Here is a 23,828-nt window from a genome sequence, read left to right as displayed (position 1 = left end):
CATGGGATTCTTCAAACCGGCGCCGGAGCCGATGGCGCCCGCCGCGGTGCTCGCACTGCCGTTGCGCGAGCGCGTTCGGGTACTCAGCAGCACCTGGGTGACCGAGGGATTCAACACCCCGCGGATGCTGCACGTGGTCTACATCCTCAAGATGCTCGGCCTGTATTTCGCTGTCGGACTGGCGATCACGTCCTGGACGACATCGACGGTCCACTTCACCGACCCCGGCACCTGGTTCAACCACATCGTGGTTTACCAGAAGCTGGCGATATGGCTGATGCTCCTGGAGGTGATCGGACTCGGCGGCGCATTCGGACCGCTGTGCGGCCATTTCGCGCCGATGCTCGGCAACATTCGCTACTGGCTGCGGCCCGGAACCATTCGAATGGCGCCGTGGGGCAAGCGTGTTCCGCTCACCGGCGGCGACACCCGCACGGGGTTCGACGTGGCGCTGTATATCGCAGTGCTGGCGAGCCTGATCTATCCGCTCGTCGTCACCGCTGTCCCGGTGTCCGCCGTCCCGGCGGGAACGACTGCGCAGGAGCTGATTCCGGCCTACGCATTCATCCCGATCCTGATCACGATGCCGCTGATGGGCCTGCGCGACAAGGTGATCTTCCTGGCCGGCCGATCCGAGCAATACCTGCCGATCATGCTGTGGTCGGCCATCCTCGGGGCCGTCGTGCTCCGGGGCGGTGCCACGGCAGGCGACTTCGTCGACATGGTCGTCGTCTTCAAGATCATCATCGTGATCGTCTGGGTCGGCGCGGGCGTGTCCAAACTGGGGGAGCACTTCATCAACGTGGTCCCGCCGATGATCTCCAACAGCCCGGGACAGCCGAACTTCATCAAGAGGCTGCACTACCGGTCCGTCCCGGACGATCTGCGTCCGAGCAAGCTGGCGTGGTTCATGGCGCACATCGCCGGCACCGCGGTCGAGATCGCAATCCCGTTGGCGCTCTTGGTCGTCAGCAACAATGACGCGGCCCGGATCCTCGCCATCGCGATGCTGGTCTTCCACATCTTCATCACCTCGACGTTCCCGCTCGCGGTGCCGTTGGAGTGGAACGTCTACTTCGGATACATCGCGATCGTGCTGTGGGGCGGCTTCGGGCACGGCTTCGAGGCGTCGACCTACAACATCTGGAACGTCCACACCCCGTGGCTGTTGATCCCGGTGTTCGCGCTCGGGCTCGCCGGCCCGATCGTCGGCAACCTGCGTCCGGACCTGGTCTCCTTCCTGCCGTCGATGCGGCAGTACGCCGGCAACTGGGCATCGGCCGTGTGGGCCATGCGGCCGGGCATCGAGGCACGTCTGAACGAACTTCCGTTGGTGGAGAGTCAGATCGATCAGCTGCAGCGGATGGCGCCGACGCCGTATACCCGGGACGAGGCCGACATGACGATGCAGAAGGCAGTCGGCTGGCGATCGATGCACAGCCAGGGGCGTGGCCTGCTGTCGGTGCTCTTCGAGCATCTCGACGACATCGACACCCGTGAGGTGCGTGAGGGCGAGTTCGTCTGCAACACGATCCTCGGGTGGAACTTCGGTGATGGTCACCTGCATGACGAGCGGCTCATCGCGGCGGTGCAGAAGCGGCTCCACCTGCAGCCGGGTGACCTGGTAGTCGCCTACTGCGAGTCGCAGGCGACGCCGTGGAAGACCGGCACGCCGCAGCATTACCGGGTGATCGATGCCGCGCTGGGCGTGGTCGAACGGGGTGCCTGGAGCGTCAAGGACTGCACGGCGGAGCAGCCGTGGCTGCCGAATGGTCCGATCCCGCTGGACGTCTCCTGGACCGCGCCCGGATTCGTGCGCCGGGACACCCTCACCGGCGGCCCCTTGACCGGCCGTACCGCCGAGATCGGATGATGGAGTCATGAGTACTGCAGTCGTCGTGGGCAGCGGGCCCAACGGGCTTGCCGCCGCCGTCCGGCTCGCTCAGGCGGGTATCGACGTCACGGTGGTCGAGGCGTATGACCGTCCCGGCGGCGGTACCCGCACCAGCGAACTGACCGTGCCCGGGGTGCTGCACGACGAGTGCGCCGCCTTTCACCCGACCGGGGTCGCGTCGCCATACCTGGCGTCGCTCGGTCTGGAGCGGCACGGCTTGCGCTGGCTGTGGCCGGAGATCGATCTCGCCCACCCGTTGGACGACGGGCGTGCGGGATTGGCCGGACGCGATCCCGCTCTGACAGTGCAGTCACTCGGTGCGGACGCGGCGGGCTGGAACCGTATGTTCGGCGCGGCGGTACGCAACTTCGACGATCTGATCGCCGAGGTCTTCCAGCCCATGACACATCTGCCGCGGCATCCGATCACGTTGGGCCGGTTCGGTTTACAGGCTGTGCTGCCCGCGACGCTGGCCGTCCGCCGCTTCGCCGACGACCCGGCGAAGGCGCTGTTCATGGGTGTCGCGGCGCACGCCTTCAACCGGCTCGACGGGCCGCTGAGCAGTTCGGTCGGCACCATGCTGGCGGCGGCGGCGCACGCGGTCGGCTGGCCGGTGGCCGAGGGCGGCACCGAGGCGATCACCCGTGCGCTGCTGGCGACGCTGTCCGAGCTGGGCGGCAAGGTCATCACGGGCACCCGGGTGACGTCCTTGGAGATGCTTCGCGATCTGATCGGCGAGCGGCCGGACGTGGTCATCCTGGATACCGCACCGGCCGGGGCGCTCGAGATCGTCGGCGATCGGTTGCCGGGCCGCGTGCGCCGGGGTCTCACCCGCTATACGTATGGACCGGCGGCATTCAAGGTCGACTTCGCGATCGAGGGTGACATCCCCTGGCGCAACGAGGATTGCCGGCGGGCCGGCACGCTGCACCTGGGCGGCTCGGCGGAGCAGGTCGCCCGGATCGAGGCTGGGACTGTGCGCGGCGAGATGGCCGACCAGCCGTTCGTGCTGCTGGGCCAGCAGTATCTGTTCGACCCGAGCCGATCGAGCGGCAACACCAATCCGATCTATGCGTACGCGCATGTGCCGCATGGCTATTCGGGTGACGCCACGGAGGCGATCATCGGCCAGGTGGAGCGGTTCGCGCCGGGCTTTCGGGATCGGATCATCGCGACATCCACCCGCAGTCCGGCGGAGTTCGAGGCCTACAACGCGAATTATGTGGGTGGTGACATCAGTGCGGGCGCCAACACGATGCGGCAGATTCTGCTGCGGCCGCGACTGGCCGCCGATCCCTACTCGCTCGGGGTGCCCGGGGTGTACCTCTGTTCCGCCGCGACCCCGCCGGGGGCCGGGGTGCACGGGATGGGTGGCTTCAATGCGGCGCAGGCTGCGTTGGCCCGGTTGGTGTGAGCAGGGCCGGCAACGCGGTTTCCTGGGCGCCGCGAATCAGGTTGTGGTGTCGGCGTTGTCGCGACGGGCCCGCGCGGCCGGTCCGGTCCGCGGCCGGCGGAATCGTCCGGCGGCGATGATGAATCCGGCGCCGATCAGCCAGAGCGAGCCGCCGAAGCGTGCGATGGGCAGGGCGAAGGCCAGGTCCTTGTCGACCAGGGCCAGGAAGCCCAGCTCGGCGATCACCGCGATCACCATGCCGAGGGCGCCGTACCAGCGCGGGGCCGCGCGGACGACGAGCATCGGCACGGCGATTCCGGCGATGAGCAGGCCGAGTCCGCCTGCGTAGCCGACGCCGCCCAGCGCGAATCCGAGGTAGGCCAGCGGCCTGATCATCGATGTGTCTGCGGCGCTTGCGCTTTCGCCGAGCGCCCACTGGACGAAACCGGATGTCGCGAGGCAGACCGACGCGGTGATGGCGCCGAAGTAGGCGATCGCGGTACCGGGTACCCGGATGCCGTCCTGTCGCATTCGGCTGACCGCGGCGGCCCCGAAGATGCCGGTGGGCACGCTCGCGAGGAAGAGGAACAAGCCATTGAGACGGGTAGCTAGCCCGTGGTTCAGGTAGTGGTCGACGACCGAGGACGCGGAGTCGAACGGCGATATCGGAACGCCGCCGTTCGCCGCCGGGATGGCGATCGACATGACGGTGAGCGCGAAGGCGACGACGGCGATCGCACCGGGATGCGGCCCGCGGGGACGCACGCGACGAGGACGGACGGTTGATTCAGTTGCTAAATCATTCATGTCATGAATCATTCACTCGATGCAGTATGCTGTCAACCGTGAAACCCCGCCCGCGCATCGCGTTCCTGTTGACCCAGCTCGGCACCGTCGCGGCGCGCCGGTTCGCCGAGCGCGTCGGTGAGCTGGGGATCACGCCGGCCGATGCCGGCGCGTTGCGGATCATCGCGTTCAGCCCCGGGATCAGTCAGCGCGATCTGGCGGAGCGCCTGGGGGTGGGGCCGAGCCGGATCGTCGCGCTGATGGATCGGCTGACCGCGGCCGATCTGGTGGTGCGCCGGCGCAGCGCCACCGATCGGCGGAATCATGAGCTCGCGCTGACCGAACACGGTCAGCGGACGATGGCCGCGTTACGGGAGGTCGGGATGGCGCATGAGCAGGACGTCACCGCCGCGCTCACGGACGCCGAAGTGTCGGAGCTGGGAGCCCTGCTGACGAAACTGGCCGCGGCGGCGGGCCTGGACCCCGAGGTGCACCCGGGCTATCGGTCCGGCTAGATCTCGAGGGTGATGGTCACCGGGCCGTCGTTGACCAGGTCGACCTGCATGTGGGCGCCGAATCGCCCGGTCGCCACGGTCGCACCGGCCTCGCGCAGCGCGGCCACGAATTCGTCGAACAGCGGCTCGGCCACGGTGCCCGGGGCGGCCTGATTCCACGACGGTCGGCGCCCCTTCGCCGTGTTCGCGTACAGCGTGAACTGGCTGATCGCGAGGATCGGTGCGGCGACATCCGAGGCCGAGCGCTCGTCGTCGAGGATCCGCATCCGCCAGATTTTGTCGGCGAGGGTGTGGGCCTGCGCGGCAGTGTCGTCGTGGGTGACGCCGATCAGGACGACCAGGCCCTGTGCGCCGTCGTCCAGCTGCAATCGGCCGACGATGTCGCCGTCGACGACGACCTCGGCGCGGGTGACTCGCTGAACGACGGCACGCATTCGGCTGACCCTACTAGTGCCATCGTCACCCGGTGGCGTCGTGTGCGGCGTCGCATCGAACTGCGCTGCAGGTCGGGCGGCATCTGGGCGGTTTGGATCTGGTCGTAAACACGCGTAAAGTTGAGCAACGGTGCGTATCGCGCCGGTGCTTTCGTGCCCAGTTCTGGAGCAGTTCAGCTGATCACGCGGGTAGCGGCGTGCGCGCGCCATGACGGTACCCGAATCAGATAGGTGACAGGACTGGCAATGGCAAAAAAGGATGGCGCCATCGAGGTCGAAGGCCGCGTGGTTGAGCCTTTGCCTAACGCGATGTTCCGAATCGAGCTGGAGAACGGCCACAAGGTGCTCGCGCACATCAGTGGCAAGATGCGCCAGCACTACATCCGAATCCTCCCGGAGGACCGCGTGGTGGTGGAGCTCTCGCCGTACGACCTCGGTCGTGGGCGCATCGTGTACCGCTACAAGTAAGACCCACTCTCAAATATCGAAAGGCACGACGTGAAGGTCCAGCCGAGCGTCAAGCCGATCTGTGAGAAGTGCAAGGTGATCCGCCGTAACGGTCGGGTCATGGTGATCTGCGAGAACCTGCGCCACAAGCAGCGTCAGGGCTGATCTCCCACACCGCACAGATCGCTTGTAACCGCAAGCAACACAACTGAATAAAGATTGATGCAACTCCCAGCACCAGCGGCCGCACACGAGTGACCGCCTACCCCTGGACCAGAGGCCAGGGCCTTCCGCAGAGGAAGGACGGACGGGGAGCAGACCTCTGAAAGATTGAGAAGGAAAACTGCCACATGGCACGTCTCATGGGCGTGGATCTGCCACGCGAGAAGCGCATGGAAATTGCGCTTACCTACATCTACGGCATCGGCCGTACCCGGTCGCACGAGATTCTTGCGGCCACCGGGGTCAGCGGTGACCTGCGGGCGAAGGATCTGTCGGACGACGATCTGACCAAGCTCCGCGACTACATCGAAGGCAGCGAGCTCAAGGTCGAGGGTGATCTGCGCCGCGAGGTGCAGGCCGACATCCGTCGCAAGATCGAGATCGGTTGCTACCAGGGTCTGCGCCACCGTCGTGGTCTGCCGGTCCGCGGTCAGCGCACCAAGACCAACGCCCGCACTCGTAAGGGCCCGAAGAAGACCATCGCCGGGAAGAAGAAGTAATGCCTCCTAAGTCACGCAGCACCGGCCCCAAGAAGGGCACCCGTCGTCGCGAGAAGAAGAACGTCCCGCACGGCAGCGCGCACATCAAGAGCACGTTCAACAACACCATCGTTTCGATCACCGACCCGCAGGGCAACGTGATCTCGTGGGCCAGCTCGGGTCACGTCGGCTTCAAGGGCTCGCGCAAGAGCACCCCGTTCGCCGCGCAGCTGGCCGCCGAGAACGCCGCCCGCAAGGCGCAGGAGCACGGCGTCAAGAAGGTCGACGTGTTCGTCAAGGGCCCGGGCTCGGGCCGTGAGACCGCAATCCGCTCGCTGCAGGCCGCCGGCCTGGAGGTGGGCACCATTTCCGACGTCACCCCGCAGCCGCACAACGGCTGCCGTCCGCCCAAGCGGCGTCGCGTCTAAGCAGGAAAGGAAGAGGTAACTAACTATGGCTCGCTATACCGGACCTGCTACCCGTAAGTCGCGTCGTCTGCGCGTCGATCTCATCGGCGGAGACCAGGCGTTCGAGCGTCGTCCGTACCCGCCCGGCCAGCACGGCCGTGCCCGGATCAAGGAGAGCGAATACCTGCTCCAGCTGCAGGAGAAGCAGAAGGCTCGCTTCACCTACGGCGTCATGGAAAAGCAGTTCGCTCGCTACTACGAAGAGGCCAACCGTCGTTCCGGCAAGACCGGTGACGAGCTGCTGAAGCTGCTCGAGACCCGTCTGGACAACGTCGTGTACCGCGCCGGCCTGGCCCGTACCCGTCGTCAGTCGCGGCAGATGGTCAGCCACGGCCACTTCACCGTCAACGGTGTGAAGGTGGACGTGCCCAGCTACCGCGTGTCGCAGTACGACATCATCGACGTTCGGCCGAAGTCGCTCCAGACCGTTCCGTTCCAGATCGCCCGGGAGATCCAGGGCGATCGGGTGGTGCCGGCCTGGCTGCAGGTGGTTCCGTCGACCCTGCGCATCCTCGTGCACAGCCTGCCCGAGCGCGCGCAGATCGACGTTCCGCTCTCCGAACAGCTCATCGTCGAGTACTACAGCAAGTAATCCATCTGAGAAGCCAAGCGGCATAAGCCGGTTGGTCCACCCTCGAGGCCGTCAAATAGCGGTCGGCCAAAGGAGAAGAAAAGCACATGCTGATTTCACAGCGACCCACCCTGTCCGAAGAGGTGTTGGCGGAGAACCGCTCCAAGTTCGTCATCGAGCCGTTGGAGCCGGGATTCGGTTACACCCTGGGCAACTCGTTGCGGCGCACGCTGCTGTCGTCCATTCCGGGCGCGGCGGTCACCAGCATCCGCATCGACGGTGTGCTGCATGAGTTCACCACCGTCCCGGGAGTGAAGGAAGACGTCACCGACATCATCCTGAATCTCAAGGGCCTGGTCGTCTCGTCCGAGGAGGACGAGCCGGTGACCATGTACGTGCGCAAGCAGGGTCCGGGAGCGGTCACCGCGGGCGACATCGTGCCGCCGGCCGGTGTCACCGTGCACAACCCGGATCTGCACATCGCCACCCTGAATGACAAGGGCAAGCTGGAAATCGAGCTGGTTGTGGAGCGCGGCCGCGGCTACGTTCCGGCAGTCCAGAACAAGGCCAGTGGTGCCGAGATCGGCCGGATCCCGGTCGACTCGATCTACTCGCCGGTCCTCAAGGTCACCTACAAGGTGGAGGCCACCCGCGTCGAGCAGCGCACCGACTTCGATCGTCTGGTGCTCGACGTGGAGACCAAGAACTCGATCACCGCACGGGACGCGCTGGCCTCGGCCGGCAAGACCCTGGTCGAGCTGTTCGGTCTGGCCCGTGAGCTGAACGTCGAGGCGGAGGGCATCGAGATCGGCCCGTCGCCGGCCGAGGCCGATCACATCGCCTCGTTCAGCCTGCCGATCGAGGACCTGGAGCTCACCGTCCGGTCGTACAACTGCCTCAAGCGCGAGGGTGTGCATACGGTCGGCGAGCTGGTCGCTCGTACCGAGTCGGACCTGCTGGACATCCGCAACTTCGGGCAGAAGTCGATCGACGAGGTCAAGGTCAAGCTGCACTCGCTGGGCCTGGCCCTCAAGGACAGCCCGGCCAGCTTCGATCCGTCGCAGGTCGCCGGCTATGACGTCGCGACCGGCACCTGGACCGACGACGCTTCCTTCTCCGACGCCGGTGACGGCGAGGATTACGCAGAGACCGAACAGCTCTGACGAGCTGACAGAAAACATCATTCACGTCGGGAGACGTGAAATTGCTAGGGAGACAGAGAAATGCCACGACCCACTAAGGGGGCCCGCCTCGGCGGGTCGGCCTCGCACCAGAAGGCGATCCTGGCCAACCAGGCCACGTCGCTGTTCGAGCACGGCCGTATCACCACCACCGAAGCGAAGGCGAAGCTGCTGCGGCCGTACGCCGAGAAGCTCATCACCCACGCCAAGGCCGGCGATCTGGCGCACCGTCGTCAGGTGATGAAGGTGATCCGCGACAAGGACATCGTCCACAAGCTGTTCGCCGAGATCGGCCCGTCGTTCGCCGATCGCGACGGCGGCTACACCCGGATCATCAAGACGCTGCCGCGCAAGGGCGACAACGCCCCGATGGCCGTGATCGAGCTGGTCCGCGGTGGCACCGCGTCGGCTGAAGCCAACCGCGCCACCCGCGCCGCCGCTTCGAAGAAGCAGGCCGCCGAGGCCGCCGACGAGAACGTCGTCGCCGAGGTCGAGGCTGAGGCGTCGGATGCGGCGGTCGAGAACGCCGACGAGGTCGCCGAGGCGGTCACCGACGAGTCGAGCGCTGCCGCGGCCACCGAGCTGGTGGACGAGGACAAAGAGGACGACAAGGGCGACAAGTAAGTCGTCGTCCTAGACAACTCCAGTCAGTGCCCCGGATCCCTACGGATCCGGGGCACTGACTTTTTGGGCGAGCCGCTCGCGCTATGTCGCGTTGGATTCCGAGTGCAGGGCCGCCCACAGCGCCTCCGTGTCGACGCTACTGGTATCCAGATCCTCCGGATGGGCGCCGTCGGTGAGCATCGCGCGCCAGTGCTCCGGATCGAACCGCACGGGCACCGTGCGGGCGATGAAGTTGTGCACCAGCTCCGCGAAGCGGGCGGGTTCGTCGCGGTACGGGAAATGCCCGCTGCCGTGGAAGGTCTCCAGCCGGGAATGCGGGATGGCGGAATGCGCCAGTAGCGCGTGCTCGTAGGGGATCACCGAGTCGGCGTCGCCCCACACGATGAGCACTGGCAGCCGTTGCGTGAGGTAGGCCCGGTCGAGCATGGTGATCGCCTGCCCGCGCCAGTCGACCACGGCGCGCAGGGTGCGGGTGAACGCGGCATGCGCGGTCGGATCGGCCAGCTCGGACAGCACCCGCGACAGGTCGACGTGATCGATGAGCAGCCGCTGCGGTGCCAGTGCCGGCGGCAGCGGTCCGGCGGGCAATCGAGAACCGATGCGGCCGGCCGCCCGCACCGCGGAGATGGCCCCCGGAATCCGCAGCGCGATCAGGCTTTGATTGATCGCCGGCAGGGATGCGAGGCGCAGCATCGGATTGACGTCGCGGGCCACGCCGCCCGCGGCGACCAGTACCAGCCGCTCGATCTGTTGCGGGAACTGATAGCAGAACTGCATCGCCACGCCGCCGCCCAGCGAATGACCGATGATCGTCACCCGATCGATTCCCAAGACCTGCAACAGATCTCGCATCCCGTTGGCGAAGGCGGCGACGGAGTAATCGGCGCGCGGCTTGTCGGAGAGCCCGTGGCCCAACAGGTCCGGGGCGATCACGGTGTACCGGCGGCCGAGCAGCGAGATGACGGGCTCCCACGCCGACGAGTTGTCGCCGATGCCATGGATCAGCAGCAGCGGCGGACCGGAGCCGGCCGTGCGGAATGCCCGGCGGTATCCGTGGATCGTGCGGTACGCGATGCGGACCGGCGGCGGATCGGGCACGGTACGCGGGCGATCGAGCGGCGGTGCTGACAAATGCTTCACGGCGACCCCTTCGGCAGCGAAGTACTCCTCCGAGTCAAGCGCGCCGTGGACCGTGGGGCACCCGATGTTTCAGACCATTAACCCACTCGTTTCACGGGGCCGCCAGCACTTCGGCTGCGGTCGCACGGCCGGACCGGACTGCGCCTTCCATGTAGCCGCTCCATTCGATGGCATATTCGGCGCCGGCCCAGTGGATGCGGCCGATGGGTTCGCGCAGGATGTCGCCATAGCTGGTCCAGACGCCGGGAGCGAAGTGGGCGCCGTAGCAGCCGCGGGTGAATTCTTCGGCGCTCCAATCCTTTTCCAGGTAGCTGGTGGGATGGGCGGCCTCGGGTCCGAAGTAGCGTGCGAAACAGTCGAGAACCTGACGCCGCCGGGGCTCGCCGGCCAGCCGCTGCCATCGCCGCGCCTCTCCGCCCTCGACGAAGCCGAGCAGTAGGCCGACCTCCGCCCCCGGGCGGCGAGACGTCGAAGGTGACTTTGACGGGCCCGCGGTCGGAGATGGCTTGGCCGTTGAGACCACTGTCGCGCCAGAATGGCTTCGGGTACGCGGCGAAGCACTTGATGACGGTGCCGGCGGGCATTTTCTGCGTGAGCTGGTCGCGCCAGGCGGGCAGGATCGGTTCGTAGTGGAGGCGTCCGGCCAGCGCGGGCGGGACCGCGACGATGACCCGGCTGCCGACGAACGCCTCGCCGGTCCGCGTGGTGATCGTGACGTGGTCCGCGTCCTGCGCAACCGATGCGACTGGACTGTTGACGCGGACGTCGAGCCCGTCGGCGAGGCGCTCCGACACGCGGACCGAACCGCCGACCACCCGATCCTTCTGGGCACCCTTGTCGGTAGAGACGAGCGTCTCCAGGTCGCCGTTGCTCACGGTGTAGAAGAGCGTGTGCAGGAGGGACAGGTCGGCGGAGTCGGCCGAGTAGAGGGCCTCGGCGAGCACCCGGAAATACGAACGGCCCGTGGCGGTCTTCAGGTTGCGGCGGATCCAGGATTCGAATGTCTGACCGTCGAGTTCGGCAGCTTTGGGATGGGTCCAGGGGGTCGCGGGATCGACTGTGCGGGCGAGCTTCTCGTAACGTGCGAGTCCCTGCACCAGGTCGACCAGGGCGATCGGGTTGAGCTTGGGGGTGGCGCCCTTCTGGCTGCCCAGTCGCGATTGTTTGCCTGCGAGGTCGAGCAGCAGCTTGCCTGCGTCGTTCCACGTGGGGAAGGTTGCCAGCCCGAGCCTCTGCACGAGGGCATACATCTCGGTGTGTCCCTCGCCCAGCCAGGTCCCGCCGAGTTCGACCGGCGCGCCCTCGATGACGCCGCCCTGGGTGCGTCCACCGACGCGATCTCGTGCCTCCAGCACAGTGACTGTCCGGCCGGCGTCCACCAGGGTGCGTGCTGCGCTGAGACCGGCGAGGCCGGCTCCGATGATGATGACGTCGTTCATTCGCTGGTCCTTCGAATTTTGCGAGAAAGTCAGTCGTATGACTGAGAGCCCCAGTGTGCGTGCCAGCACGGTATTCGTCAATGCTTATGGCAAAATTTCAGTCAAGCGACTGAAAGGAAGTTCGATGGCCTACGTGGAAGCCGCCGTGCGCCGCGGGCAACTCATCAGAGCGGCCCGAAGCGTGCTGGCTCGGACGGGGGTGGCTAAGACATCGCTGCGAGCCGTCGCGACTGAGGCGGGTGTACCGCTCGGCACTCTGCAGTACGTCTTCCCCGGCAAGGAGCTCTTGCTGCGGGCCGTCATCGAGGATGTGGTCGATGAGATCGCAGAGGTCCTACGGGCTCTTGCGGACGCGGAACATGGACTCGAACACGCCATCCGCACCGCGCTCACCAGTTTCTGGACCCAGCTCGTCGACGAGCAGCACTGGGGTGACCAGCTCATGCAGTACGAGTTGACGGTCTACTCGCTCCGCGCTGCCGGGCAGGAGGAACTCGCCCGCTGGCAGTACGAGCGTTACGCCAATGTCATCGCCGAATGGTGCCAGCTCGCCGCGAACAACGCCGGCGAAACCTGCCGCGTGCCCTTCGGTCAACTGGCGCGCATCATCCTCGCCGGAATCGATGGCCTGATCCTCCAGCACGTCTGCGATCCCAACCAGACGCGCTCGCGCGAGAACCTCGACGCGCTCATCGACTCGTTCGTCAGCCTGACCCGGGCCTAGTTCGAGAACCGGAGATCGCTTTGGGTCATTGGAGATCGGGGTAGAACAACCCCTTCCACTTTCAAGATATAGCGGACCCCGGGGCTTGCCGCAAGACCCGGGGTGGCGGGCAGAATGGCCCGCCGAGGTCGAACTGCGGCCTCGGGGAGGACTGATTTCTTGGCGAACCCATTGCCTGACAGCTGTTTTGATCTACCCGCCCGATTGGCCGCGAAATCCACACCGGAGTTGATCGCCGCCGATGAGCGGCGCTTCGCGGCGATCTCGACCAGCCTCAACCGGTCAATCGCCGAACTGACCGCCCGACTGGATGACGAGCGAAAGGCGCCCGGCGGGACCGGACAGGCCGCGATGGACCGGGACATGGAGGTGCATCGGCTGACGTCGCGATTGCGGACACTGCAGCGGTACGGCATCGATCTGTGCCTGGGCCGGATGGTCGACTCGGCGACCGGCTCGGTGGCCTACATCGGCCGGCTCGGGCTGACCGATGCCGATGGCGAGCCACTGCTGCTGGACTGGCGTTCCCCGGCGGCCGAGCCGTTCTTCGGCGCCACCCTGGGCGACCCGATGGGGCTGACCAGCCGACGGCGTTATCGGTGGACCGCCGGGCGTATCACCGACTACTGGGACGAGTCCTTCGCGCTCGGCGACGATTCGGTCGGCGACGCCGCCGCGCTGGACGATCAGTCGGCCTTCATCGCCAGCCTCGGCGCCGATCGGTCGCCGCGTATGCGGGACGTGCTCGGCACCATCGCCGCCGATCAGGACGCGATCATCCGCGCGGACTCCTGCGGCGCGCTGGTCGTCGACGGCGGTCCCGGCACCGGCAAGACGGTGGTCGCGCTGCACCGCGCCGCCTACCTGCGTTACCGCGATCCGCGGCTGTCGGATCGGCGCGGCGGGGTGCTGGTGGTCGGGCCGCATCGCCCGTACCTGGCATATGTGGCCGACGTGCTGCCGAGCCTGGGGGAGGAGGGGGTGCGCACCTGCACGCTGCGCGAGCTGGTCGCCGAGGGGGCGGCCGCCGGCGTCGAGCGCGATCTGTCGGTGGCCCGGTTGAAGGCGGACGCCCGGCTGCTGGCCGCGATCGAGCCCGCGGTGCGCTTCTACGAGGAACCGCCGACCACGGCGCTGATCGTCGAAAGCGACTGGGCCGATGTCGAACTCACCCCGGCTGACTGGGCGATCGCCTTCGAGGCGGCCGAACCCGGGATGTCGCACAACGAGTCGCGGGCGGTCGTCTGGGACGAGCTGTTGTCGATTCTGGTCGACAAGCATGACGGCGAGGCGTCGGCCGAGCAGGTCCGGCAGGCGTTGCGGCGCAACGACGAACTCGCCGCGGTGTTCGGCAAGGCGTGGCCGCTGCTCGAGGCCGCGGACGTCGTCGGCGACCTCTTCTCGGTGCCGGCGTACCTCCGCAAGTGCGCGCCATGGCTGAGCCCCGACGACGTTCGCGCGCTTCAGCGCGACGAGCCGACGGCGTGGACCGTCGAGGACGTGCCGCTGCTCGATGCCGCCCGGCAGCGCATCGGTGATCCGGAATCGGTCCGCCGGCAGCATCGCCGGGAGACGGAGCTGGCCGCGGAAGCGCGACGACGGGCCGACGTCACGGCTGATCTGTTGGCGGCGAACGAGTTCGACGACGGCGAGGGGCTGATGCCGATGCTGCGGCAATGGGATCTGCAGGAGATCCTGATCGACGGCGGCGCCGCGATCGACACGCTGGAGCCGGATCAGCTGGCGGGACCGTTCGGCCACATCGTCGTCGACGAAGCGCAGGAGCTGACCGACGCGCAGTGGCAGATGCTGTTGCGGCGCTGCCCGTCTCGGAGCTTCACCATCGTCGGCGACCGCGCGCAGGCCACCGACGGCATGTCGGAGTCCTGGGAGCAGCGGCTGCGGCGCATCGGGCTGGAACAGGTCGAGATGGCCACCCTCTCCATCAACTACCGGACGCCCGAAGAGGTGATGGCATTCGCCGAACCGGTGATCCGCGCGGCGATCCCCGACGCCAACGTGCCGACCTCGATCCGCGCGAACGGGGTGCCGGTGCGCCGCGGCGTCGTCGCCGAGCTGCGGGATGTCGTCGACGAGTTCCTGGCCCGCCCCGGCGACGGAATCGCCTGTGTCATCGGCGATCCGGAGTTCGGGTCGACCGAGCGGGTGCGGTCGCTCACGCCGCGGCTGGCGAAGGGATTGGAGTTCGATCTGGTGGTGCTGGTGCGGCCGGACGACTTCGGCGACGGCGTGAGCGGGGCTGCCGATCGATATGTCGCGATGACCCGCGCGACGCGCGAGCTGGTGATCCTGACCTGACGCACTTGAATCCGCAGGGAATGGTCAGGCGTCGACGAGTTCGCGCTCGCCGGCGGCGGCCTCGACGGCCGGTTGCCGACGGGTGCGCAGCAGCGTCCAGGCCGTCGGCACGCCCATCGCGGTGACGATGATTGCCGCCCAGAGTGCCCGGTGCAGGCCGTCGACGAACGAGTCCTGCACCGCATGCAGGACGAAGGTACCCGCCTGACCCGGAACACGCTGTGCCACCTCGACTCCGGCCATCACCGAGGTGCGGGCGGCGTGCTCCGCATCGGCGGGCAGGCCCAGCCCGGCCAGTCGCGAGTCGACCTGGGTGCCGTACAGCGACGCCAGCACCGAGCCGAGCACCGCGACACCCAGTGTTCCGCCGATCTCCCGGGTGGTGTCGTTGACGGCCGACCCGGCACCGGCCTGGTGCGGCTCCAGCGAGTCCATGATGATGCTGGTCGCCGGTCCCTGGATGAGGGCCAGCCCGGCGGCCATCAGGCACATCGAGGGCAGAATCAGTCCCCAGTAGGACGCACCGCGGTCCGCGGTCAGTGCCACTGCGAATCCCATCGACATCAGGCCCGATCCGATTCCGACGGTGATGCCGGCACCGATCCACCGCGCCGCGACGATTGCCAGCGGCGACACCACCGCGACCACGATCGCGAACGGCAGCGTGCGGACACCGGCCTCGAGCGGGTCGTAGCCCTTGACGGCCTGCATGTACTGGGTGATCAGGAAGATGAAGCCGAAGAGGCTGAAGAATGCGATCGCGATCATTCCGGACGACGTGGCGAACAGCCGGTTGGTAAACAGCCGGACGTCGAGAATGGGATGCGGGGTGCGCAGCTCGCGCATCACGAAAGCGGCGAGAACAATTGCCGCTCCGATGAATCCGAGCACGGTCGACGCGGTCCACCAGCCCCGGTGCGGTCCCTCGATCACGGTGTACACCAGCAGCGACACTCCGGCGATCGACAGCAGCACCCCGAGGGCGTCGAACGGCGCGGCGTGGCCGCCGCGGTCGGCCGGCACGGCGATCAGTACGGCCGCGACCACCACGATGGCGAACGGCACGTTGACCCAGAACACCGACGACCAGGAGAAGTGTTCGAGCAGTGCGCCGCCCAGCACCGGCCCGATCGCGATGGCGACGCCGGAGGTGGCGCCCCAGATGCCGACCGCGGCGGCGCGTTCCTTCGCGTCGGCAAACAGGTTGGTCAGCAACGCCAGCGTCGCCGGGAACACCAGCGAGGCGAAGACGCCGAGCGCGGCGCGGGCCGCAATGAGTTCGCCCAGCGAGGTGGAGCTGGCGGCGACCGCGGACACGGCGCCGAATGCGGCGATGCCGGCGAGCAGCGCCCGTCGGCGACCGTACCGGTCGCCGACATAACCGCCCGCGAGCAGCAGCCCGGCGAAGGCCAGGGTGTACGCGTCGACCACCCATTGCAGGCCCGTGGTGCTCGCGGACAGATCGCGCGAGATGGTCGGCAGCGCGACGTTGACGATCGTGTTGTCGACCATCACCAGCAGTTCCGCCAGGCAGAGCACGCCGAGGGCGACCCACCGATTCGGATTCGCGAGCATCGGAACCTCCAAGTCCTGTAGAACAATGTTCCATTAAAGTAGAACAACGTTCTACAGCTGTCAACACCGATTCGGGGTACAACTGATCCGATGTATGAGCAGCAGAGTTCGGGCCGGGCCGAGCAGCGCGGCAAGCGGGCGCCGGCCGGCAGCGTGCGCGGTGCGCTGATCGAGGCCGCGCATCGGGTGCTGCGTCGGGATGGCGCTGCGGGGTTGACCGTCCGCGCGGTCGCCACCGAGGCCGGTGTGGCGCCGATGGGCGTCTACAACCACTTCGACGGCAAGGCCGGGCTACTGAGTGCGGTGGTGACCGACGGGTTCGTGCACCTGCGGGAGGCGATCGCCAGTGCCGATGAGGACGACCCGCTGGATCGGCTGCGCACCACGGGAATCCGCTATCGGCAGCTGGCGATCGACTCGCCGAATCTGTACGGGCTGATGTTCGCGTCCGATGTGGTTCCCGATGTCGAGATCGCCTATGCGGCATTGAGCGCGTTGACCGATGTCGTGGTGTTCGGTCAGCGTGCCGGTGCGATCCGCGACATCGACTCGTTCGAGCTCACGATCGCGATCTGGTCGGCCGTGCACGGCGCGGTCAGCCTGGAGATCGATGCACCGGCGCACGACAACGTGCGGGACTGGGGCAGGATCTACGAGCAGACGCTGGACATGATTTCACGCGGGGTCGCCGCGACCGGCTGACAGCAGCCCGAGTCGCATCGCGGTGGTCACCGCGGCGGTCCGGTCGGACACGTCGAGTTTGGTGAAGGCGCGCTGCAGATGCGTCTTCACGGTGGCCTCGGTGATGTGCAGTCGTCGGCCGATCTCTGCGTTGGTCCGACCGTCGGCGACCAGTGCGAGGACATCGATCTCGCGGCCGGACAACAGCTTCGGTGCGGGTTCGCGCACGTGGCGCAGCAGTCGGCCGGCGACCGACGGCGCCAGCACGGTCTCGCCGCGGGCGGCGGCCCGGATCGCATCGGCCAGTTCGGATCGGGAGCTGTCCTTGAGGAGGTACCCGGCGGCGCCGGCTTCGACCGCCCGCACGATGTCGGCGTCGGAATCGTAGGTCGTCACCACCACGACCGCGATCGACCGGTGTCGGGTGAGGATCGCCGAGGTGGCCTCGACACCGTCGCCGCCGGGCATGCGCAGATCCATGAGGACGACGTCGACGGGTTCACGGTCGACGGCATCGATCGCGCCGCGTCCGGAATCCGCCTCGGCGACAACGGAGATATCGGATTCGCCGGCGAGCATGCCGCGCAGCCCGGTACGCACCATCGGATGGTCGTCCACGATGAGGACCCGGATCGCAGCGCGGTCCCCGTCGGTCCTGTCGGTCCCGTCGGTCATGGGTGAATCGTCGGTCATGCCGGCACCTCCACCTCGACGAGCGTCCCCGCGCCGAGGGTGGAGTCGACCCGCATGCTGCCGCCGACCTGTTCCACCCGGTGTCGCATTCCGGCCAGCCCGTACCCGGGTCGGGGCGCGTCGAACCCGATCCCGTTGTCCCGTACGGTCAGCCGCGCACCGCCAGCGCTCTGACACAGCATCAGGTCCACATCGGTGGCCTGCGCGTGCTTGCGGACATTGGCCAGCGCCTCCTGCGCCGAACGCAGCAGCACCACCTCGATCGCGGTCGGCAGCGGGGCCGACGCCGCCGATACCGTCACGGGAACACCGGTTTCGGCGTAATGCCGCTCGCCGAGGCGCCGCAGTGCATCGGCCAGCGAGGTGTCGGCGATCGGCGCGGGAGACAGGTCGGCGACGAGGGCGCGCGATTCGGCAAGGTTGTCGCGTGCGGTCTGTTCGATCAGTCGGACCTGGGCGCGAGCGGTGTCGGGGTCGGTGTCCCAGCTGGCGTCCGCGGCCTGCGACAGCGTCACGATGCTGGTGAATCCCTGGGCCAACGTGTCGTGGATCTCGCGGGCCAGTCGGCTGCGTTCGGCGGTCGTGCCCGCCTCGTGGGCCAACCGGGCCGCCTCCGCTCGGGACGACGCGAGCTCGGCGGTGACGGTCTCCAGCCGCTGGCCCTGCTCGATCGCCGATCGCACCCAGATTCCGATCATGGGACTGATGACCACGGTCATCCCGGTGAGCGCGGCGGTGATCGCGAGATCCCGGCCGTCGGAGCCGTACCAGGCGAGCTGCGAGAGCAGCGGAACAACACTGATCGCCACGGTGGCGACGACGGCCGGGGGTGTCGTCAGCGACATGAACAGCAGCGGATAGGCGACCGGCAGTGCACCGAATGCGGTCGGCGTCAGTGCCATCGCAATGACGATGAGAAGCATTGCGCCACAGAGGAAGACGGTCAGGCGCGTACCGCCGCGCTGTGTCGCCGACTGCGACAGTCCGAAACCGATCAGCCAGCCGACCAGCACGACGAGCAGGCCGGCGGCGATCAGCGGCCGCGTATCGGCGCGATCGGGGAACAGCAGCACGATCACGACCGCGACGATCGTGCCGGCGATCAGATAGACATCCCAGATCCAGAAGCGGGAGTGCCACAACGGCGGGACCGGAGACGCCATGTGCTGATGGTAGAGGCCGGCCGGGCTAATCGGCCGGAATCCAGTTGCCGTGAAACCCGTTCGGGACGCGGCCTGGCAGTGCGATTTCGGCCACTGTGTCCAGTGTCTGCGCATCGAGCAGCACCAGATCGCTGGTGTCGGTGAGCTTGTTGTAGACGAATCCCATTGCCACGCCGTCGTCTTCGGCGGCATCGGGGGAGGCCGGGACGAAGACGAACTCGCTCGGCTCCCGGTCGGGACCGAAGCCGCGCACCGACGTCGACTGCCGGTGCAGGTCGTGCTTCACGACCGCCTCGGGCTGATCGCCGGCGGGATCGCTGCCGCTGAATCCGACGGTGTAGCCGTACCGGTGCGGCCGGCCGATCAGACGCTCGTCGACGCGCGGGAACTCCTGGCCCCGATCATCGAGCCGAGTCTGCGTCACCGCGCCCGTGCCGAGGTTGACCGTGAACCGGTCCAGGGTGGGCTCGGACTGGATCGGCTCGGCGACGCCCTTGAAGGCATGATCGTGGCGTGCGACGTCGAGAACGATCTCGGTGCCGGATTCGGTCTGACGCTCGTACGCGTTCATCGGGTGATAGACGAAGCAGGGATCGATATCGAACCACTGGATCGTCGATGGATCGGCTTCGCGACGGAGCACTCCCAGTCGGGCTTGATGATTCGGGTCCCAGCTGTACGGCAAACCCATCTTGTCCATCGGCATGTGCCGCATCATTCGGGTGGCCACGCCGACCGCTCGCTTGGGCAGCCCGATATTCGTCATCCGGGTGGCGGCCTTCATCAGCGCACTCGGGCCGCCCGCGGTCCGCAGATCGAAGACGACCGGCAGGTCGTAGATGACGACGTAGTTCTCGGTCAGTGAGAAGTCATGCATCATCGGATTCGACGTCATCGGAATCTCCACGCTACGGCGGATCGCGCCGTCGACTCCGGTCACGGTGTAGCGAACCCGGTTGCCGCGGAAGGGGTTGTAGCTGACCGCGTGCAGTTCGCCGCTCGCCGGATCCAGCTTGGGGTGCGCCGTGTAGCCGCCGGCCAGGCCGCAGCCGAAATCGATCGAGCCGATGGTGTCCAGTTCGTCGGTCAGCTCGTAGCAGCGGGCCCCCGCCTCCACGATCGCCAGCGTCCGGCCGGCATGCCCGATCACGTTGGTGTTGGCACCGAACTCCATTCCGGGACCGTTCGTCGGACCGATCGGCTCCTCGCCGAGGGCCTGCGAGACGTCGGCCGAGCGGACCCAGCGGTTGCGATACCACTGCGCCTTGCCGCCGGACAGGCGCAGGCCGTGGACCATGCCGGAGCCGAGGAACCACTGATAGGTGGCCGGGTCGGCCTCGATCGGATTGGGTCCGTTGCGCAGGTAGCGACCGTCCAGGTAGTCGGGGATCGTGCCGGTGACGGAGAGGTCGAACTCGGTGTGCTCGACGTCAACCGGTGCGAAGTTGCCGGCGAGATACCGATTGGGCGAGGGGCGGCGGGTCTCGGTGCTGGTCATGACTTCAGCTTCCTCCGCGCCGGGCCGGCGTGCGAGCCTCTTTCGGCGGAATCCGGCTGTCCATCGAACGGTTGACAGGCGGCGTGCTCAGCGGCGGGCGAAGGCGGCCGCGGCCAGCTGCGAACACACCGCGATCAGCGCGATCGATGCGATGACCGTGTACAGCGCGGGATGGGCCGACGCCCAGGTATGCGGCTCGACCACCGCGGGGTTGGGTGAGATCGGGTTGCCGAACGCCTCGCGAAGAGCTCGGGCCACCGACGTCATCGGGTTCCAGTCGGCGATGAACCGCAGTGGTGCCGGGAGCTTGGCCGACGCGACGAATGCGGACGAGATGAATGCGATCGGGAAGACGAAGATCATCATCGCCGCCTGCGCCGACTCGGCCGTGTCGACCAGCAGGCCGATCACCGCGCCGGCCCAGGAGATCGCATAACCGAACAACAGCACCAGCAGATAGGCGCCGATGGCGTCGGCGACGCCGCCGTGGATCCGCCAGCCGATCGCGTAGCCGACGCCGGTCATGATGGCCAGGCCGACGATATTGATCACCAGGTCGCTGGTGGTGCGGCCGACGACGAGAGCGATCCGTGCGGTCGGCAGCGACTTGAAGCGGTCGATGATGCCGCGCTTGGTGTCGGTCGCCAGCCCGATGGCGGTGTACGCCGCATTGAACGCGACCGTCTGAGCGAAGATCCCGGGGATCAGGAACTGCCGATAGTCGTCGCCGCCGAGCGTGGAACCCAGGACGTAGGAGAACATGACGACGAACATCAGCGGTTGCACGGTGGCGCCGAGGAGCAGCTGCGGAATCCTGATGATCGTCAACAGGTTTCGCCAGGTCATCACGCCGCAGTCGACCGCGAACTCGATCGGGCCGCCCTTGCGCGGGCCGGGGTAGACGACCTCGTCGGCCACGCCGGCGGTCATCGCGTCACCGCCGAGGTCGTGGTGTCCGAGGCCGGCTCGGTGTCCGCGGAAACCGGTTCTGTTGTCTCAGTAGCGGCTTTGGTCGTTTGCACGGGTTCGGCGGGTTCGTCGTCGGCGACCGGGGCTTTGCCGGTGACCGCGAAGAACACGTCGTCGAGGGAGGGTTCCTGGGCCCGGGCGTCGCGGACGCCGATCCCCGCGGAGACGAGCGTGGTGATGCCCTCGACCATCGACTCGGTGCCGCCCGACGCGGCGAATGTCACGGTGTCGCCGTCGACGTCCACGCTGCCCGAATTGGCGAGCGGTCGGAGCAATTCGGCGGCGTCCTCGGTCCGGTCCGAGGCGGCGATCTGAATCCGTACGGACGTCGCGGCGACCGATTCCTTGAGTTCTCCGGGGGTGCCCTCGGCGATCACTCGACCATGGTCGATGACCGAGAGGGTATGCGCCAGTTCGTCCGCTTCATCGAGATACTGGGTGGTGAGCAGGACCGCTGCGCCGTCGTCGCCGAGGGTCTTGATCACGTCCCACATCTCCTGGCGGCTTCGCGGGTCCAGCCCGGTCGTCGGCTCATCGAGGATGACCAGCGGTGGCCGGGCGATGAGCGCGGCGGCGAGGTCCAGCCGCCGTCGCATACCGCCCGAATACGTCCCCGAGCGGCGGTCGGCGAACTCATTCAGCCGGAACTGATCGATCAGCTCCTGGCTGCGCGCGGCGATCGACCGTCCGCGAAACCCGTAGAGCCGCGCCACCATTCGAAGGTTCTCGCGCCCGGTGAGGTTCTCGTCGACCGCGGCGTACTGACCGGACAATCCGATCAGGCTGCGGGCGTCCCGGGGATGTTTGAGCGCGTCGACTCCGGCGACCGATACGGTCCCGGTGGTCGGCTTCAGCAGGGTCGCGATGATGCGCACCGCCGTCGATTTGCCGGCGCCGTTGGGGCCGAGAACTCCATGGATGCTGCCGGGTGGAATATCCAGATCGACGGATGTCAGCGCATGCACGGCGCGCGCGCCTCGGCCGTAGATCTTGCCGATGCCGGTGACGATTGTTGGTTTTTGATTCATCTCGCCCTCGTCGCAACCGTGCACCGTGCGTCCGAGTTCGGCCCGACCCGGCCGGACGTCAATATTCAGGGCGAAAAGTCCTGACGTGTTCTCCAAAACCAGGAGGACGTGGTGTCCCGCTAACGTAGCATGGCATAGTCGGGCGTGAGCTCGTTTGGGGCGCAAACCATTTCGTGCCCGGCTCATGGCGAGAAACTGAACAACCGTCTAAATTAAGAAGCCGCGGTCGGGATCTGTCGGGGAGCTGCGCGCTTAGTTCTGTAAGCGAAAGGGTGAGGGTTGACCGCCCATCTCGAGGTCCCCGGCAGCCGTTCTGTGCCGGATTCATGCATTTCCACCGATGAAGAGGTGGGCCCGGCATTACCGATGACCGCGGCGCAGCGTGCGATTTATTATGCGCTGCAAGTCAATCCGGAAGCGTCGATGACCGTCGCCGCTTACGTGGAATTTCATGGAGAGATCGATGCAGATCTGCTCGACCGGGTAGGCAGGGCGGTCGCGCACGAAACCCAGTCGGGCCAGCAACGTCTCGTGGCCAACGGCGACGACGAGCCATTGATCGCGGTGGATCGCGGTCGGGTGACCGCGCTGTCGGTGCACGACTTCACCTCGGTCGCCCAGCCGCGGGTGGCCGCGCTCGCGTGGATGGACGAACATCGATCGGCGCCCACCGATCTGTTCGACGACCCGCTGCTGCAGTCGCACCTGCTCCGACTCGGCCCTGATCACTACATCTGGTACCTCTGGTCGCACCACCTGGTGTTCGACGGGTACGGCGGGATGTTCTCGATGGTGCGCGTCGCGCAGCGGTATGCGGCGCAGATGCGGGACGAACCGGCCCCGGGCATCGACATGGCCACCGCGGCCGACATCGCCGCATTCGATATCGAATATCGCGGATCGCCACAGCTGCAGGCCGATCGTGACTATTGGACAAGGTACTTCGCCGAAGCACCGGAAGCGTCCTCCCTGTCACTGCGATCGGGGCCGGCCCGCTCGGTGGCCGAAGTGTGTTCGATGGATTTGAGTTCCGATGCCGTCGCGGCGGTCCGCGGCTGTGCAGAGCGGCATTCGGTCCGGACCGCGTCGGTCGTGTCCGCTGCCTGGGCGCTGTACCTGGCGCGGATCAATGATCGGCGAGACGTGATGGTCAGCCTCCCGGTGGCGGTGCGGAACCGGCCCGTGCTGCGGACCTCCGCGGGCCTCCGGTCGAACGTGCTGCCACTGTGGGCGCGGTTCGACGACGCCACCACGGTCGGCGAATTCGTCACCGCGGTCAACGCGGACATCAAGGGCGCGGTCAAGCATCAGGAGTTCCGGCACGAGGACATCACCGCGTCGGTGCTGGGCGCCGCGACCGGTAACCGCGGCTTCTTCGGGTCGATGGTCAACGTGATGCTCTTCTTCGACTCGCTCGATTTCGGTTCCATCACAGGAGAACTGAAGATTCTCGGCACGGGCCCGGTCGAGGACGCGTCGCTGAACGTCTACGAGACCTTCGGCGGGATTCGGTTGGATCTGGAGGCCAACCCGGCGGTGTACCGGGCGGACGAGGTGCAGATGCACCACCGGCAGTTCGCCGACTT

General features: G+C 67.1%; 23 protein-coding genes and 2 pseudogenes. 14 read left to right on the top strand and 11 right to left on the bottom strand.

The window, feature by feature from the left end; all coding sequences use genetic code 11:
• The first annotated feature begins 1 nt into the window (after position 1).
• Positions 2-1,873: a DUF3556 domain-containing protein gene (locus tag G341_RS0120375; RefSeq protein ID WP_018181032.1), complete on the top strand. Its 1,872-nt coding sequence runs from the start codon at positions 2-4 to the stop codon at positions 1,871-1,873.
• Between the two features lie 7 nt (positions 1,874-1,880).
• On the top strand, positions 1,881-3,308 hold the full coding sequence (locus tag G341_RS0120370) for a phytoene desaturase family protein (RefSeq protein ID WP_026303951.1): 1,428 nt from the start codon (positions 1,881-1,883) through the stop codon (positions 3,306-3,308).
• Between the two features lie 36 nt (positions 3,309-3,344).
• On the opposite strand, the gene G341_RS22785 is transcribed toward G341_RS0120370, so the two are convergent.
• A complete protein-coding gene (locus G341_RS22785; RefSeq protein WP_018181030.1) occupies positions 3,345-4,052 on the bottom strand; it encodes a hypothetical protein in 708 nt (235 codons plus the stop codon).
• 80 nt (positions 4,053-4,132) lie between these two features.
• Here G341_RS22785 and G341_RS0120360 point away from each other — a divergent pair, with 80 nt between their 5' ends.
• A complete protein-coding gene (locus tag G341_RS0120360) occupies positions 4,133-4,588 on the top strand; it encodes a MarR family winged helix-turn-helix transcriptional regulator (protein ID WP_245557067.1) in 456 nt (151 codons plus the stop codon).
• Here G341_RS0120360 and dtd read toward each other — a convergent pair.
• A complete protein-coding gene (gene dtd, locus G341_RS0120355; RefSeq protein WP_018181028.1) occupies positions 4,585-5,022 on the bottom strand; it encodes a D-aminoacyl-tRNA deacylase in 438 nt (145 codons plus the stop codon). The genes G341_RS0120360 and dtd overlap by 4 nt on opposite strands.
• Positions 5,023-5,268: 246 nt before the next feature.
• Here dtd and infA point away from each other — a divergent pair, with 246 nt between their 5' ends.
• The 7 genes from infA to rplQ all read left to right on the top strand — a co-directional run bounded on the left by infA (position 5,269) and on the right by rplQ (position 9,013).
• A complete protein-coding gene (gene infA, locus G341_RS0120350) occupies positions 5,269-5,490 on the top strand; it encodes a translation initiation factor IF-1 (protein WP_005187701.1) in 222 nt (73 codons plus the stop codon).
• A 30-nt stretch (positions 5,491-5,520) separates the two neighbouring features.
• Positions 5,521-5,634, top strand: coding sequence for a 50S ribosomal protein L36 (gene rpmJ / locus G341_RS0120345; protein ID WP_005207978.1), 114 nt, complete (start codon positions 5,521-5,523; stop codon positions 5,632-5,634).
• 185 nt (positions 5,635-5,819) lie between these two features.
• Positions 5,820-6,191 (top strand): 30S ribosomal protein S13, encoded by a 372-nt coding sequence (gene rpsM, locus G341_RS0120340; protein WP_018181026.1) that lies wholly within the window; start codon positions 5,820-5,822, stop codon positions 6,189-6,191.
• On the top strand, positions 6,191-6,598 hold the full coding sequence (rpsK, locus tag G341_RS0120335; protein ID WP_018181025.1) for a 30S ribosomal protein S11: 408 nt from the start codon (positions 6,191-6,193) through the stop codon (positions 6,596-6,598). Before rpsM ends, rpsK begins: the two co-directional genes overlap by 1 nt.
• 25 nt (positions 6,599-6,623) lie before the next feature.
• Entirely contained in the window at positions 6,624-7,229 is a 606-nt protein-coding gene (rpsD, locus tag G341_RS0120330; protein WP_018181024.1) for a 30S ribosomal protein S4, read from the top strand.
• Between the two features lie 86 nt (positions 7,230-7,315).
• On the top strand, positions 7,316-8,371 hold the full coding sequence (locus G341_RS0120325) for a DNA-directed RNA polymerase subunit alpha (RefSeq protein ID WP_018181023.1): 1,056 nt from the start codon (positions 7,316-7,318) through the stop codon (positions 8,369-8,371).
• A gap of 60 nt (positions 8,372-8,431) precedes the next feature.
• Positions 8,432-9,013, top strand: coding sequence for a 50S ribosomal protein L17 (gene rplQ, locus G341_RS0120320; protein ID WP_018181022.1), 582 nt, complete (start codon positions 8,432-8,434; stop codon positions 9,011-9,013).
• Positions 9,014-9,094: 81 nt separating this feature from the next.
• Here rplQ and G341_RS0120315 read toward each other — a convergent pair whose 3' ends face one another.
• The 3 genes and pseudogenes from G341_RS0120315 to G341_RS22780 form a co-directional block, all read right to left on the bottom strand.
• Complete coding sequence (locus tag G341_RS0120315) at positions 9,095-10,153, bottom strand: alpha/beta fold hydrolase (RefSeq protein ID WP_018181021.1); 1,059 nt, start codon at positions 10,151-10,153, stop codon at positions 9,095-9,097.
• Positions 10,154-10,244: 91 nt separating this feature from the next.
• Positions 10,245-10,676 carry a flavin monoamine oxidase family protein gene (locus G341_RS24335; RefSeq protein WP_281171121.1) on the bottom strand — a complete coding sequence of 144 codons (432 nt, stop codon included), beginning with the start codon at positions 10,674-10,676 and terminating at the stop codon, positions 10,245-10,247.
• Positions 10,677-10,686: 10 nt separating this feature from the next.
• Positions 10,687-11,592, bottom strand: a pseudogene (locus G341_RS22780) (flavin monoamine oxidase family protein); the annotation flags it as partial.
• A 124-nt stretch (positions 11,593-11,716) separates the two neighbouring features.
• Here G341_RS22780 and G341_RS0120305 point away from each other — a divergent pair.
• On the top strand, positions 11,717-12,316 hold the full coding sequence (locus tag G341_RS0120305) for a TetR/AcrR family transcriptional regulator (protein ID WP_018181020.1): 600 nt from the start codon (positions 11,717-11,719) through the stop codon (positions 12,314-12,316).
• Positions 12,317-12,430: 114 nt separating this feature from the next.
• Positions 12,431-14,635, top strand: coding sequence for an RNA polymerase recycling motor ATPase HelR (gene helR, locus G341_RS0120300; RefSeq protein WP_051092885.1), 2,205 nt, complete (start codon positions 12,431-12,433; stop codon positions 14,633-14,635).
• Between the two features lie 24 nt (positions 14,636-14,659).
• On the opposite strand, the gene G341_RS0120295 is transcribed toward helR, so the two are convergent.
• Entirely contained in the window at positions 14,660-16,210 is a 1,551-nt protein-coding gene (locus G341_RS0120295) for an MFS transporter (protein WP_018181018.1), read from the bottom strand.
• A 90-nt stretch (positions 16,211-16,300) separates the two neighbouring features.
• Here G341_RS0120295 and G341_RS0120290 point away from each other — a divergent pair, with 90 nt between their 5' ends.
• Positions 16,301-16,912, top strand: a complete 612-nt coding sequence (locus G341_RS0120290) for a TetR/AcrR family transcriptional regulator (RefSeq protein WP_018181017.1) — start codon at positions 16,301-16,303, stop codon at positions 16,910-16,912.
• Here the strand turns inward: G341_RS0120290 and G341_RS0120285 are convergent.
• The 5 genes from G341_RS0120285 to G341_RS0120265 form a co-directional block, all read right to left on the bottom strand.
• Positions 16,886-17,566 carry a response regulator transcription factor gene (locus tag G341_RS0120285; protein ID WP_051092884.1) on the bottom strand — a complete coding sequence of 227 codons (681 nt, stop codon included), beginning with the start codon at positions 17,564-17,566 and terminating at the stop codon, positions 16,886-16,888. The genes G341_RS0120290 and G341_RS0120285 overlap by 27 nt on opposite strands.
• A gap of 14 nt (positions 17,567-17,580) precedes the next feature.
• Positions 17,581-18,747, bottom strand: coding sequence for a sensor histidine kinase (locus tag G341_RS0120280; RefSeq protein ID WP_018181015.1), 1,167 nt, complete (start codon positions 18,745-18,747; stop codon positions 17,581-17,583).
• A gap of 25 nt (positions 18,748-18,772) precedes the next feature.
• The gene (locus tag G341_RS0120275) at positions 18,773-20,245 is read right to left on the bottom strand and encodes a carotenoid oxygenase family protein (RefSeq protein WP_018181014.1); all 1,473 of its coding nucleotides are present in this window, start codon (positions 20,243-20,245) and stop codon (positions 18,773-18,775) included.
• An 87-nt stretch (positions 20,246-20,332) separates the two neighbouring features.
• On the bottom strand, positions 20,333-21,175 hold the full coding sequence (locus G341_RS0120270; protein WP_018181013.1) for an ABC transporter permease: 843 nt from the start codon (positions 21,173-21,175) through the stop codon (positions 20,333-20,335).
• Positions 21,172-22,242, bottom strand: a complete 1,071-nt coding sequence (locus G341_RS0120265) for a daunorubicin resistance protein DrrA family ABC transporter ATP-binding protein (RefSeq protein ID WP_026303947.1) — start codon at positions 22,240-22,242, stop codon at positions 21,172-21,174. The genes G341_RS0120270 and G341_RS0120265 overlap by 4 nt, the downstream gene beginning before the upstream one ends.
• 366 nt (positions 22,243-22,608) lie before the next feature.
• On the opposite strand from G341_RS0120265, the pseudogene G341_RS24450 reads away from it, so the two are divergent.
• Positions 22,609-23,823: pseudogene (locus tag G341_RS24450) on the top strand (condensation domain-containing protein); the annotation flags it as partial.
• Positions 23,824-23,828 lie beyond the last annotated feature (5 nt).

This window comes from Jongsikchunia kroppenstedtii DSM 45133 (assembly GCF_000380485.1).
Classification (GTDB): domain Bacteria; phylum Actinomycetota; class Actinomycetes; order Mycobacteriales; family Mycobacteriaceae; genus Jongsikchunia; species Jongsikchunia kroppenstedtii.
The sequence above is the reverse complement of the archived record's forward strand: the minus strand, read 5'-3'. Positions and strand labels throughout refer to the sequence as shown.

Bases quoted from the DNA above. Each gene is read 5' to 3' on its own strand.
- G341_RS0120270 (WP_018181013.1), bottom strand. From the start codon at position 21,175: ATGACCGCCGGCGTGGCCGACGAGGTCGTCTACCCCGGCCCGCGCAAG.
- G341_RS0120305 (WP_018181020.1), top strand. From the start codon at position 11,717: ATGGCCTACGTGGAAGCCGCCGTGCGCCGCGGGCAACTCATCAGAGCG.
- rpsM (WP_018181026.1), top strand. From the start codon at position 5,820: ATGGCACGTCTCATGGGCGTGGATCTGCCACGCGAGAAGCGCATGGAA.
- G341_RS0120295 (WP_018181018.1), bottom strand. From the start codon at position 16,210: ATGCTCGCGAATCCGAATCGGTGGGTCGCCCTCGGCGTGCTCTGCCTG.
- rpsD (WP_018181024.1), top strand. From the start codon at position 6,624: ATGGCTCGCTATACCGGACCTGCTACCCGTAAGTCGCGTCGTCTGCGC.
- helR (WP_051092885.1), top strand. From the start codon at position 12,431: ATGGCCCGCCGAGGTCGAACTGCGGCCTCGGGGAGGACTGATTTCTTG.
- dtd (WP_018181028.1), bottom strand. From the start codon at position 5,022: ATGCGTGCCGTCGTTCAGCGAGTCACCCGCGCCGAGGTCGTCGTCGAC.
- G341_RS0120280 (WP_018181015.1), bottom strand. From the start codon at position 18,747: ATGGCGTCTCCGGTCCCGCCGTTGTGGCACTCCCGCTTCTGGATCTGG.
- infA (WP_005187701.1), top strand. From the start codon at position 5,269: ATGGCAAAAAAGGATGGCGCCATCGAGGTCGAAGGCCGCGTGGTTGAG.
- rpsK (WP_018181025.1), top strand. From the start codon at position 6,191: ATGCCTCCTAAGTCACGCAGCACCGGCCCCAAGAAGGGCACCCGTCGT.
- rplQ (WP_018181022.1), top strand. From the start codon at position 8,432: ATGCCACGACCCACTAAGGGGGCCCGCCTCGGCGGGTCGGCCTCGCAC.
- G341_RS0120370 (WP_026303951.1), top strand. From the start codon at position 1,881: ATGAGTACTGCAGTCGTCGTGGGCAGCGGGCCCAACGGGCTTGCCGCC.
- G341_RS0120265 (WP_026303947.1), bottom strand. From the start codon at position 22,242: ATGAATCAAAAACCAACAATCGTCACCGGCATCGGCAAGATCTACGGC.
- G341_RS0120275 (WP_018181014.1), bottom strand. From the start codon at position 20,245: ATGACCAGCACCGAGACCCGCCGCCCCTCGCCCAATCGGTATCTCGCC.
- G341_RS0120285 (WP_051092884.1), bottom strand. From the start codon at position 17,566: ATGACCGACGGGACCGACAGGACCGACGGGGACCGCGCTGCGATCCGG.
- G341_RS0120290 (WP_018181017.1), top strand. From the start codon at position 16,301: ATGTATGAGCAGCAGAGTTCGGGCCGGGCCGAGCAGCGCGGCAAGCGG.
- G341_RS0120375 (WP_018181032.1), top strand. From the start codon at position 2: ATGGGATTCTTCAAACCGGCGCCGGAGCCGATGGCGCCCGCCGCGGTG.
- G341_RS0120325 (WP_018181023.1), top strand. From the start codon at position 7,316: ATGCTGATTTCACAGCGACCCACCCTGTCCGAAGAGGTGTTGGCGGAG.